Source organism: Mesorhizobium sp. WSM4848 (assembly GCF_055811375.1).
In genome coordinates, this window is record NZ_JBVVPX010000045.1 from 19,588 (window position 1) to 32,178 (window position 12,591).

10 protein-coding genes are annotated in these 12,591 nt (G+C 62.9%); 8 read left to right on the top strand and 2 right to left on the bottom strand.

Annotated features, from left to right (window positions below; genetic code table 11):
• The first annotated feature begins 217 nt into the window (after positions 1-217).
• The 8 genes from dusB to hflX all read left to right on the top strand — a co-directional run bounded on the left by dusB (position 218) and on the right by hflX (position 10,479).
• Positions 218-1,246 (top strand): tRNA dihydrouridine synthase DusB, encoded by a 1,029-nt coding sequence (dusB, locus tag AC0L16_RS29555; RefSeq protein ID WP_473624938.1) that lies wholly within the window; start codon positions 218-220, stop codon positions 1,244-1,246.
• The gene (locus tag AC0L16_RS29560; protein ID WP_023799225.1) at positions 1,243-2,385 is read left to right on the top strand and encodes a two-component system sensor histidine kinase NtrB; all 1,143 of its coding nucleotides are present in this window, start codon (positions 1,243-1,245) and stop codon (positions 2,383-2,385) included. The genes dusB and AC0L16_RS29560 overlap by 4 nt, the downstream gene beginning before the upstream one ends.
• On the top strand, positions 2,382-3,842 hold the full coding sequence (ntrC, locus tag AC0L16_RS29565; protein WP_473624939.1) for a nitrogen regulation protein NR(I): 1,461 nt from the start codon (positions 2,382-2,384) through the stop codon (positions 3,840-3,842). Before AC0L16_RS29560 ends, ntrC begins: the two co-directional genes overlap by 4 nt.
• A 123-nt stretch (positions 3,843-3,965) precedes the next feature.
• A complete protein-coding gene (locus tag AC0L16_RS29570; RefSeq protein ID WP_473624941.1) occupies positions 3,966-6,296 on the top strand; it encodes a sensor histidine kinase NtrY-like in 2,331 nt (776 codons plus the stop codon).
• Entirely contained in the window at positions 6,286-7,647 is a 1,362-nt protein-coding gene (gene ntrX / locus AC0L16_RS29575) for a nitrogen assimilation response regulator NtrX (RefSeq protein WP_254021031.1), read from the top strand. Before AC0L16_RS29570 ends, ntrX begins: the two co-directional genes overlap by 11 nt.
• Positions 7,648-7,835: 188 nt before the next feature.
• The gene (locus AC0L16_RS29580) at positions 7,836-8,696 is read left to right on the top strand and encodes a D-amino-acid transaminase (RefSeq protein ID WP_473624942.1); all 861 of its coding nucleotides are present in this window, start codon (positions 7,836-7,838) and stop codon (positions 8,694-8,696) included.
• A 145-nt stretch (positions 8,697-8,841) separates the two neighbouring features.
• A complete protein-coding gene (gene hfq / locus AC0L16_RS29585; RefSeq protein ID WP_006202172.1) occupies positions 8,842-9,087 on the top strand; it encodes an RNA chaperone Hfq in 246 nt (81 codons plus the stop codon).
• The gene (gene hflX, locus AC0L16_RS29590; protein WP_473624944.1) at positions 9,088-10,479 is read left to right on the top strand and encodes a GTPase HflX; all 1,392 of its coding nucleotides are present in this window, start codon (positions 9,088-9,090) and stop codon (positions 10,477-10,479) included.
• Positions 10,480-10,485: 6 nt separating this feature from the next.
• Here the strand turns inward: hflX and mazG are convergent, their stop codons facing one another.
• Together mazG and AC0L16_RS29600 are read right to left on the bottom strand one after the other, a co-directional pair.
• Complete coding sequence (mazG, locus tag AC0L16_RS29595; protein WP_473624946.1) at positions 10,486-11,310, bottom strand: nucleoside triphosphate pyrophosphohydrolase; 825 nt, start codon at positions 11,308-11,310, stop codon at positions 10,486-10,488.
• Positions 11,311-11,397: 87 nt separating this feature from the next.
• On the bottom strand, positions 11,398-12,582 hold the full coding sequence (locus AC0L16_RS29600; protein ID WP_473624947.1) for an amino acid aminotransferase: 1,185 nt from the start codon (positions 12,580-12,582) through the stop codon (positions 11,398-11,400).
• Between the last annotated feature and the right edge of the window lie 9 nt (positions 12,583-12,591).

Sequence of the window (12,591 nt, forward strand, 5' to 3'; positions counted from 1 at the left end):
GCCGAGACGCTTAGCGCATCATCCCGAAAAGTGGAATCGCTTTTCGGAACAGATCATGCGCAGATGCAAAGTGCCAAAGCGCCCCAAGCACGCACGGCGCTTTGGCTAGTGCCGGCATTTTTCCCAATGCGCCTTAATGTGACGTCATTGCGCGTTGCACATTGCCGCCATACTGGCTAGAGAATGTGCAGATACTAAAAATGCTTGGTTTTTGTGCATGCTCGACCTGACCAAATTGGCATCTCCGCTGGACGTAGGTCGCGTGAGAATCCGCAATCGCGCTTTTCTCGCGCCCATGTCGGGCATAACAGATGAGCCGTTCCGGCAGCGCGCCTATGCGCATGGCGCCGGGTTGGTGGTGTCCGAGATGGTGGCGAGCGGCGAACTTGCCAGGGGCAGAGCCGGTTGCGGCCTGCGCATCCGCCATTCCGGGCTGCCCGTGCACATGGTCCAGCTTGCCGGCCGTGAGGCGGCGCATATGGCAGAGGGCGCCCGTATAGCCGCGGGCGAGGGCGCCGACATCATCGACATCAACATGGGCTGCCCGGCCAAAAAGGTGACGGGCGGCTATGCCGGTTCGGCGCTGATGCGCGACCTCGATCACGCTTTGTCGCTGATCGAGGCGGTGGTCGGCGCCGTCGAGGTGCCGGTCACGGTCAAGATGCGGCTCGGCTGGGATGAAAGCGCGCTCAATGCGCCTGTTCTGGCGCGCCGCGCCGAGCAGGCGGGCGTCAAGATGGTGACGGTGCATGGCCGAACGCGCTGCCAGTTCTACCAGGGCAAGGCCGACTGGCGCGCCATCGCACGCATAAAGCAGGCTGTTTCGATCCCGGTCGTTGCCAATGGCGATGTCGGCTCGCCGGCGGAGGCAGCAATGATCCTCGATCAGTCGGGCGCCGACGCCGTGATGATCGGCCGCGCGCACTACGGCGCGCCCTGGACGGCAGGCAGCATCGCGGCAGCCGCGGCAAAAGAGGCGATGTCTGGTGTGCCGGAAAGCCCGCAAGCGCTGGCCGACTACGTCGTTGCCCACTACCAGGACATGCTATCGCTCTACGGCATCGAAAGCGGCGTGCGCCAGGCGCGCAAGCATCTTGGCTGGTATCTCGACCGCCACGCCGCTGGCGTCGTCGATGAGCAGCGAAAGGCCATCCTTACCTGCTTCGAGCCCGTCCGCGTCGTTGCCGCGTTGTGCGAGGTGTTTTCAAGCGCTGCCGAGGCGACGAACCTGCGGAACGCAGCATGAATGCCACCGTTGCACAGAACATGGACATGGCGGACGCCGCACACATCGTGCTCAACACCATCCGCCGCCCGGTGATCATGCTCGATGCGGAAGGATTCATCACCTTCGCCAACGCCGATGCCGAGGATTTCTTCCGCTCGAGCGCGACCATGCTCGCCCGCAATACATTACCCAAGCTCATTCCCTTCGGCAGCCCGTTGCTGACGCTTGTCGACCAGGTGCGCGAGCGCCGGGCACCGGTCAACGAATACCGGGTCGACGTATCGTCGCCGCGCCTCGGCATTGAGAAGGTCGTCGACCTCTATGTCGCGCCGGTGTCGGAATTCCCGGGCTCCGTCGTGGTGATGTTCCAGGAACGGTCGATGGCCGACAAGATCGATCGTCAGATGACGCACCGCGGTGCGGCACGCTCGGTGACCGGCCTTGCCGCGATGCTCGCCCACGAGATCAAGAACCCGCTATCCGGGATCCGCGGTGCTGCCCAACTGCTCGAACTATCGGCTTCCGACGAGGATCGCGCGCTGACCCGGCTGATCACCGACGAGACCGACCGCATCGTCTCGCTGGTCGATCGCATGGAGGTGTTTTCCGACGAGCGGCCCGTCGATCGCTATCCGGTCAACATCCATGTCGTGCTCGACCATGTGAAGGCGATTGCCAAGAACGGTTTTGCCAAGCGGATCAAGATATTGGAGGATTATGATCCATCATTGCCTCCGGTTTTCGCCAACCGCGACCAACTCATCCAGGTGTTCCTCAACCTGGTCAAGAATGCGGCCGAGGCCATTGGCGGCGATCCGCAAGGCGAGATCACCCTGTCGACCGCGTTCCGGCCGGGCATCCGTGTTTCCGTTCCGGGATCGCAGGGCCGCGTGTCGCTGCCGCTGGAATTCTGCGTGCGCGACAACGGTTCTGGCGTCTCCGAAGACATCCTGCCGATCCTGTTTGATCCCTTTATCACCACCAAGCCTAACGGGTCGGGGCTTGGTCTGGCGCTGGTCGCGAAAATCGTCGGTGAGCATGGCGGCATCATCGAATGCGATTCGACACCGCGCGCAACCACTTTCCGCATCCTGATGCCGGCCTGGAAAGAAACGCCGTTCGGCACAGACGACGATGGCGAAGGAGACCGCAAATGACGGTTCGCGGCAATATTCTCGTCGCCGACGACGATGCGGCCATCCGCACCGTCCTCAACCAGGCGCTTTCGCGCGTCGGCCACGAGGTGCGCGTGACGTCCAACGCCTCGACGCTGTGGCGCTGGGTGGCGGCGGGCGAGGGCGATCTCGTCATCACCGACGTGGTCATGCCGGACGAGAACGCCTTCGACATGCTGCCGCGCATCAAGAAGGCGCGACCGGAACTGCCCGTCATCGTCATGAGCGCCCAGAACACGTTCATGACCGCGATTCGCGCCTCTGAAACCGGCGCCTACGAATATCTGCCGAAACCGTTCGACCTGACCGAGCTTCTCAACATCGTCAACCGGGCGCTTTCCGAGCCCCGACGGCCGAAGATCGATGCGCGGGCGGACGAGCCGCCGGAAACGATGCCGCTGGTCGGCCGCTCTGCCGCCATGCAGGATATCTACCGCATGCTGGCGCGCATGATGCAGACCGACCTGACGGTGATGATTTCAGGCGAATCGGGCACCGGCAAGGAACTGGTGGCGCGCGCGCTGCACGAGTATGGCCGCCGCCGCGGCGGCCCCTTCGTCGCGATCAACATGGCTGCGATCCCGCGCGACCTGATCGAATCGGAACTGTTCGGGCACGAGAAGGGAGCCTTCACCGGCGCGCAGAACCGCTCCACCGGCCGTTTCGAGCAGGCCGAAGGCGGCACGCTCTTCCTTGACGAGATCGGCGACATGCCGATGGAGGCGCAGACCCGCCTGCTGCGTGTCCTGCAGCAGGGCGAATACACCACCGTCGGCGGCCGAACGCCGATCAAGACCGACGTGCGCATCGTCGCCGCCACCAACAAGGATCTGCGCACGCTGATCAATCAAGGGCTTTTCCGCGAGGATCTGTTCTATCGCCTGAATGTCGTGCCGCTAAGGCTGCCGGCGCTGCGCGAGCGGTCCGAGGACGTTCCGGATCTCGTCCGGCACTTCTTCAAGCTTGGCGCCAGCGAAGGCCTGCAGACCAAGCGTATTTCCACGGGCGGCATCGAGCTGATGAAGCGCTATCCGTGGCCGGGCAACGTGCGCGAGCTCGAAAACCTTGTCCGCAGACTTGCCGCGCTCTATTCGCAGGACGAGATTTCCGCCGATGTCATCGAGGCGGAACTGAAGACCGGCGAGCGGCCTGTCGTTCCCGGCGGCGGCAATCTCATTCCCGACGATCTGTCCATCGGCCAGGCGGTGGAACATTTTCTGCAGCGCTATTTTGCGTCGTTCGCCGGCGACTTGCCGCCCGCCGGCCTCTATCAGCGCATTCTTTCCGAGGTCGAATATCCGCTGGTGCTCGCGTCGATGACGGCAACCCGCGGCAACCAGATCAAGGCTGCGGAGCTCCTCGGGCTCAATCGCAACACGCTGCGCAAGAAGATTCGCGAACTCGGCGTCAACGTCTACAAATCGACCAGACAAGCTTAGAGCGCCGTTTTCTTTCAACAAATCGATCCCGATTTCGGGCCGGTGTGACAGAGCGAAGCCTTTTCCGGGGATCGACCGCCGAAACAGTTCCGTCCAGGCCACACTTGTTGCATAATCGCCACAATGCGTTGCATACATCCGACGCAATCACTGGCTCTAGACGGCGACATGGCTCCACGGGCATCGAGACTGAGCGAAACGCTTTTCAGCGAACCCGGCACAAGGGACGGGCGCCGGCTGCTTGCGCTGCCCGGCGTGGTGGCAATTGCCGGTGCGCTGGTTACGGCGGCGATCTCCTTCGCCATCCTCGTCGGCGCCATGCCGATCACGCCGGACGAGAGGACGACGCTGGCGCTTATCGCCCTTAATGCGGCGTTTATCCTGGTTCTGATCGCGCTGGTCGGTCGCGAAGTGCATCGTATCGTGATGGCGCGCCGGCGCGGCAAGGCGGCATCGCGGCTGCATGTGCGGATCGTCGCGATGTTCGCACTGGTCGCCGCGATTCCCGCCATCATGGTGGCGATCATCGCCTCGATCACCCTCGACATCGGCCTCGATCGCTGGTTCGAGATCCGCACCAAGGCGATCGTCAATTCGTCGCTGTCGATCGCCGATGCCTATGTGCAGGAGAACGCGCGCAATCTCCAGGGAACGACCCTGTCGATGGCCTACGATCTCGACGCCTCCCGCACGCTCTACGGCCTCGACCGAACCGGCTTTCTCGATCTGATGAACAAGGAAGCCGTCGGACGCTCGCTTGCCCATGCGGCACTGGTCAAGCCCGACGGTTCGTTTGTCATGAGCGCCAAGACCGACGCCGATTTTGCCATGCCGGAGCCGCCGGAAGGCGCCATGAGCAGTGCCGCTGACGGCAGGCCGGTGCTGATCGAGCCGAAGACGCGCAACATCATGGGCGCCATCGTCAAGCTGCGCGAGATCGAAGGGCTCTATCTCTACACGATCAAGCTCGTCGACCCCGAGGTGATCAAGGCGCGGCAGATTGTCAGGTCCAACAGCGACGAATATCGCGGTCTGGAAGCCAATCGCCGCACCTCGCAGGTGGCCTTTGCACTTCCCTATCTGTCGCTGACGCTGATCATCGTCCTGTCCGCCATTTGGACCGGCATCGCCGTGGCCGACCGCCTGGTGCGGCCGATCCGCCAGCTGATCGGCGCGGCCGACGAGGTCGCGACCGGCAATCTCGACGTTGCCGTGCCGGTTCGGCCCTCCGACGGCGACGTCGCCTCGCTCGGCGACACCTTCAACAAGATGCTGCTGGAACTGAAATCGCAGCGTAACGAAATTCTGTCCGCCAAGGATTTGATCGACGAGCGGCGGCGCTTTTCGGAAGCCGTGCTTGCCGGTGTCACCGCCGGCGTGATCGGCGTCGATCCGTATGGCATCGTCACCATCGTCAACCGGTCGGCCGAAACGATGCTGGCCATATCCGCCACCGCCGCACTCGGGCAAAACCTCTCCGCCGTGCTGCCGCATGTCGGCCGCGTCTTCGAGATCGGCCGCAAGTCGGGCAAGCCTGTCCATCGCGAGCAGGTGACCTTCTATCGCGCCGGTGCGGAGCGCACCTTCAACGTGCAGATCACGGTCGAGGCCGGCGACGACGGTTCGGAGGAGAAATCCTATGTCGTGACGGTGGACGACATCACCGATCTGGTCCAGGCGCAGCGTTCCTCGGCTTGGGCGGATGTGGCGCGGCGCATCGCCCACGAGATCAAGAACCCTCTGACACCGATCCAGCTTTCCGCCGAGCGCATCAAGCGCCGCTACGGCAAGGTCATCACCGAAGACCGCGAGGTTTTCGATCAGTGCACCGATACGATCATCAGGCAAGTGGAGGACATCGGCCGCATGGTCGACGAGTTCTCCGCTTTCGCACGCATGCCCAAGCCCGAAATGAAGGCCCTCGATTTGCGCGAATCGTTGCGCGAAGCCTCGTTCCTCATCGAAGTGAGCCGCTCCGATATCACCTTCGAGCGCGTATTCGGCAACGAACCGCTCAAAGGCACTTTCGACAGCCGCCTGATGGCGCAGGCTTTTGGCAATGTCATCAAGAACGCAGCCGAGGCGATTGACGGACTTGATCAGAATGACCGCTCGCACGGCATAATCCGGATTCAAGCCGGTCGCCAGAATGGTGCGGTTCGCATCGATGTCATCGACAACGGCAAGGGCTTGCCGCGCGAGAACCGCCAGCGATTGCTCGAGCCTTACATGACGACACGCGAGAAGGGCACCGGGCTCGGCCTCGCTATCGTCAAGAAGATAGTGGAGGACCATGGCGGCCGGCTCGAACTGCATGATGCGCCGGCGGATTTCCACGGCGGGCGAGGCGCGATGATCAGCATCATCCTGCCGCTCGCCGCCACTGTGCCGTCGCGCGGCGAAGGCAGGACGGAACCCGAAAGAGAAACTGAAAAGGTCGGTAATGGCGTCTGACATTCTCATCGTCGATGACGAGGAAGACATCCGCGAGCTTGTCGCCGGTATCCTGAGCGACGAAGGTCACGAAACCCGCACGGCATTCGATGCCGACAGCGCCCTGGCGGCGATCGCCGACCGGGCGCCGAGGCTGATTTTCCTCGACATCTGGCTGCAAGGCTCGCGCCTGGATGGACTGGCGCTGCTGGACGAAATCAAGACGATGCACCCGAGCCTGCCGGTGGTGATGATCTCGGGCCACGGCAACATCGAGACCGCGGTCTCGGCCATCCGCCGCGGCGCCTATGACTTCATCGAAAAACCGTTCAAGGCCGACAGGCTGATCCTCATCGCCGAACGTGCCATTGAAACCTCGAAACTGAGACGTGAGGTTTCTGATCTCAAACTGCGCAGCGGCGAAACCTTCGACCTGATCGGCATGTCGTCCGCGATGAGCCAGTTGCGCCAGACCATCGAGCGCGTCGCGCCGACCAACAGCCGCGTCATGATCATCGGGCCGTCCGGCTCGGGCAAGGAACTCGCGGCACGCGCCATCCACACGCTGTCGGCGCGCAAGAACGCCCCGTTTGTCACGCTGAGCGCCGCCAACATCACGCCCGAACGCATGGAGGTCGAGCTGTTCGGCACCGAATCCAACGGTGTCGAACGCAAGGTCGGCGCGCTTGAGGAAGCCCATCGCGGCATTCTCTATATCGACGAAGTGGCCGACATGCCGCGCGAAACGCAAAACAAGATCTTGCGTGTGCTGGTCGAACAGCAGTTCGAGCGGGTAGGGGGCACCAAACGGGTCAAGGTCGATGTCCGCATCATTTCGTCGACCTCGCAGAACCTGGAGGCGATGATCGCCGACGGTCGTTTCCGCGAGGATCTCTATCACCGCCTGGCGGTGGTTCCGGTCATGGTGCCGGGATTGGCCGAGCGGCGTGAGGACATCCCCTATCTTGTCGACAATTTCATGAAGCAGATCGCCCGCCAGGCCGGCATCCGGCCGCGGCGCATCGGCGACGACGCGCTGGCGGTGCTGCAGGCGCACAACTGGCCAGGCAACGTTCGCCAGTTGCGCAACAACGTCGAGCGGTTGATGATCCTGGCGCGCGGCGACGATATCGACGCACCGATCACCGCCGATCTCTTGCCTGCCGAGATCGGCGATGTCATGCCGCGCACGCCAAACCAATCCGATCAGCACATCATGGCGCTGCCGTTGCGTGAAGCGCGCGAACAGTTCGAGAAGGACTATCTGATCGCCCAGATCAACCGTTTTGGCGGCAACATCTCGAAGACGGCCGAGTTCATCGGCATGGAGCGCTCGGCGCTTCACCGAAAGCTGAAGTCGCTCGGCGTCTGACAGCCAATCCAGTCGTGGCTTACGCAATTATCGGTTACGGCGGCGGTGGAATCGCATAAGAAGCGCTACAGCGCCGCGCGTCTTTTGGGACGCGCAACGGACGCTGTAGCATTTTGATTTTCGCGCATGATCCCGAAAATCGATTCCGATTTATCGGGGTCATGCGCTGACTTCTTCAGGGGTGACCCATGCCGCGCATTGCCTATGTGAACGGGCGCTATGTCGCTCACGCCGACGCCTTCGTGCATATCGAGGACCGTGGCTATCAGTTCGCCGACGGTGTCTACGAGGTCTGCGAGGTGGCGCGCGGCTTCATCGTCGATATGCCTCGTCATCTCGGACGGCTGAACCGCTCGCTGACCGAATTGTCGATCGACTGGCCGGTCACGCCGGGCGTGTTGCCGATTATCCTGCGCGAGGTGGTCCGCCGCAACCATGTCGCCGATGGCCTTGTCTATCTTCAGGTGACGCGCGGCGTCGCTAGCCGTGATTTTGTTTTTCCTGCGGGCACGAAGCCGTCGCTGGTGGTTACCGCCAGGAAAGCCGATCCCGCTGCGGCCGCCAGGAGGGCCGAAAGCGGAATCAAGGTCATCACCGTGCCGGAGAACCGTTGGGACCGGGTCGATATCAAGTCGGTCGGCCTGCTGCCAAATGTGCTCGCCAAGCAGAAGGCCAAGGAAGCCGGCGCCCAGGAAGCCTGGTTCATCGATGCCGACGGCATCGTCAAGGAAGGTGGATCGTCGAACGCCTGGATCATCACCAGGGACGGCGTGCTGGTGACGCGTCCGGCCGAGCACGGCATCCTGCGCGGCATCACCCGCACCACGCTGTTCGATGTGGCCGCCAAGCTCGGCCTGAAGATCGAGGAGCGGGGCTTTTCGGTCGCCGAAGCCAAGGCCGCGCGCGAGGTCTTCATCAGCTCCGCGACCACAATCGCCATGCCGATCGTCGCGATCGACGGTGCTCCGGTCGCCTACGGCCATCCGGGCTCGATAACACTTTCCTTGCGGCACGCCTTTTTTGACGTTGCGGAAAAAAGTCCAGCCTGATAACCGCTCAGGTGGAATGAACATCAATATATCTCGTTCTGCTTGTCGTTATTGACGGCAAGGCGGTGTTTGCGCGCTTGACATGTGCCAGGTAATTTGGCGCATTGGCCTGCAAACCGAAGGGGATCGGCGAAAGACAAGAACAATGGCGGAACGATCGCAAAATCTTCAGGACCTGTTCCTGAATTCAGTTCGCAAAAGCAAAAACCCACTCACCATCTTTCTCATCAACGGCGTGAAGCTGACCGGTGTGGTCACTTCCTTTGACAATTTCTGTGTTCTGCTGCGTCGGGACGGCCATTCCCAGCTCGTCTACAAGCACGCCATTTCCACGATCATGCCGAGCCAGCCGGTTCAGATGTTCGATGGCGAGGAAAGCCAGGGCGCCTGATTGGCACGTAAGAAAGACGCGGACCGCGGCGTTCGCGAAAAACCAGCATATCAGCCGGGGGCGGAAGTCGAAGGCCCGACCCGGGCCGTGGTCATCGTGCCGGTGCTTACCCGCCAGCCGCGCGGCGACGAAGACACCAATCGCCCGCGCCTGACGCGTTCTGCCGAGGCCCGCCACGACGAGGCGGTTGGTCTTGCCCAAGCCATAAACCTCGACCCGATCCATACCGCGGTTGTGACCGTCAACGATCCCCGGCCTGCAACCCTGCTCGGCAGCGGCAAGGTCGCGGAGTTCGCCGAGATCGTCGAAGAGGGCCGTGCCGAACTGGTCATTGTCGACCATCCGCTGACGCCGGTGCAGCAGCGCAACCTGGAAAAGGAATTGAACGCCAAGGTGCTGGATCGCACCGGCTTGATCCTGGAAATTTTCGGCGAGCGCGCGCGGACCAAGGAAGGCACGCTGCAGGTCGATCTGGCGCACCTCAACTATCAGAAGGGCCGGCTGGTGCGAAGCTGGACTCACCTCGAGCGCCAGCGCGGCGGTGCCGGTTTCCTCGGCGGCCCTGGCGAAACGCAGATCGAGTCGGACCGCCGTGTCCTGCAGGACAAGATCAACAAGCTCAAGCACGAGCTGGAAACAGTGCGACGCACCCGTGACCTGCACCGCGCCAAGCGCAAGAAGGTGCCGTTCCCGGTTGTGGCCATCGTCGGCTATACCAACGCCGGCAAGTCGACGCTGTTCAACAGGCTGACCGGAGCAGGGGTGCTGGCCGAGGACATGCTATTCGCCACGCTCGACCCGACACTGCGTCGGGTGCGGCTGCCGCACGGCACGCCGGTCATCCTTTCGGATACGGTCGGTTTCATTTCGGACCTGCCGACGCATCTGATCGCGGCCTTCCGGGCAACGCTCGAAGAGGTGGTCGAGGCCGATCTCGTCATCCATTTGCGCGACATTTCGGACCCAGACACGGCCGCCCAGGCCGAGGATGTCGAGCGCATCCTCGCCGATCTCGGCGTCGATGCCGGCGACGGCAGGCGCGTCATCGAAGTGTGGAACAAGATCGACCGGCTCGATGAGGGCAACCGGGAGCGGTTGCTCGCCGACGGCATCGACGGCAACAAGGCACCGCCGATAGCCATATCGGCCGCCACCGGCGAGGGCATCGATGTGCTGAAGGCGATCATCGAGACACGAGTTTCAGGCGAACTGGAAACGCTGACCGTCACGCTCAAGCCTGACCAGCTTGGGCTCGTCGACTGGCTCTACCGCAATGGCGACGTCGTTTCGCGTACCGACAATGAAGATGGCGGTATAACCGTGTCGCTCAAAGCGACGCGAAGCGCACACGAAGAGATAGAAACAAGATTGCACCGTAAAAACAACGGGTAATCGCCGTTACTTCGCGCTTTTGGCTTGCTGCCAAAGCGCCTCCATCTCGTCGAGCGTCGCCCCTTCCAACGTGTTTCCGGACGCTTCCAGCGCTTGCTCGACATAGTGGAACCGCGATCGGAATTTCTCGTTGGTGCCGCTGAGCGCCGCTTCGGAATCAACCTTGAGATGACGCCCGAGATTGACGACGGCAAACAGCATGTCGCCGAACTCGTCCTTGATCGAAGCCGTATCGCCCTTGGCAAGGGCCTGGCGCAGCTCGCCGATCTCTTCCTCGATCTTGTCGAGGATCGGCGTGGCCTCGCTCCAGTCGAAGCCGACGCGGGCCGCTTTTTCCTGCAGCTTGAGCGCCCTGGTCAAAGCGGGCAGGGCAACCGGTACGCTGTCCAGAAAACCCTTGCCATGATCCTCCGGATCGTGCCCGCGGGCGAGGCGGGCATTTCGCTTTTCCGCTTTTTCTTCGGCCTTGATCCTCTCCCACATGCCCTTGGCCATGCCGGCGCTGCGCGCCTCATCGTCGCCGAAGACATGCGGATGGCGGCGGATCATTTTTGTGGTGATGGCCTGGACCACGTCGCCAAAGGCGAATTCACCGGCCTCCTCGGCCATCTGCGCATGGTAGACGACCTGCAGCAGCAGGTCGCCAAGCTCGTCGCGCAGATCGTCCAGGTCGCCGCGCGCGATGGCGTCCGCCACCTCGTAGGCTTCCTCGATCGTGTAGGGCGCGATGCTCGAGAAATCCTGCTCGATGTCCCACGGGCAGCCGGTTTCCGGCGCCCGCAGCGCCGCCATGATCTCGATCAGCCGGGAAATGTCTTTCGAGGGTTTCATCGGTCGAATGCTAGCCTGCGTCCGACGGTGTAGCCAACGCCGTCGGCAGGCGAGGGGCGATTGTCCACAGCGCTGCTGCTCAAAACCTCAGTCGAGCACAGAGACGATCGCCTTGGCGAGCGCGTCCATGCCGTCCTCCGGCAGGCCGGCGACGTTGATGCGGCTGTCGCCGACCATATAGACGCCGTGCTCGGCGCGCAGCCGCTCGACCTGCGCTTCGGACAGGCCAAGCCGGGAAAACATGCCGCGATGGCTGGCGACGAAATCGAAGCGATCGGAATTGGACTGCCGCCGCAGCGCTTCGGCGAACTGCACCCGAAGCCGCAGCATGCGCAGGCGCATCTCCTCGAGCTCCGCTTCCCAGTCGGCGCGCAGCGTGGCGTCTTCAAGCACGATGCGCACCGCGGCCGCGCCGTGGTCCGGCGGCATCGAGTACATGGCGCGTGCCGCCGACAGCATCTGGCTCATTGCGACATCCGCCTGGGCGCTGTCTTTTGCCAGGATCATCGCCGCGCCGACGCGATCACGATATACGGCAAAGTTCTTCGAGCAGCTCGAGGCAACGACCATTTCCGGGACTTTTGCTGCCAGCAGGCGCAAGCCGGCGGCGTCAGCGTCTAGGCCCTCGCCAAACCCCTGATAGGCAATGTCGACAAAGGGCAGCAGGCCGCGCTCGACGACGAGGTCGGCTATTTCAGCCCACTGCGCGGTGTCCAGATTGGCGCCTGTCGGATTGTGGCAACAACCATGCAGCAGCACCACGTCGCCGCTCCTGGCGGTCGCCAGTGCGCTCATCATGTCCGCGAAGCGAACAGCACCTGAGGCTGCGTCGAAGTAGGGATATTCGCGTATCTGCAAGCCGGCGGCGCGCATCACCGGCATGTGGTTCGGCCAGGTCGGATCCGACAGCCAGATCGTCGCGTCGGATCGCGTCCTCTTGAGCAACTCGGCCACCAGCCGCAGCGCGCCCGAGCCGCCGGGCGCCTGCGCCGCACGGATGCGCGAAAACTCGGCCGCAGGGCCAAAAACCAGGCTCGCCATCGCCGTGTTGAAGCCGATATCGCCGGCAAGGCCGAGATAGGTCTTGGTGTCCTGGCTCTGCAGCAATCGCTTTTCCGCTTCGCGCACGGCGCGCATCACCGGCGTCTTGCCATCGCGATCCTTGTAGACGCCAACGCCGAGGTCGACCTTGCCGGGGCGGGGATCGGCCCGATAGAGGCCGATCAAGGCGAGGATCTTGTCGGCAGGGGCAGGCTGCAGCTTTTCGAACATCGGCGCGGC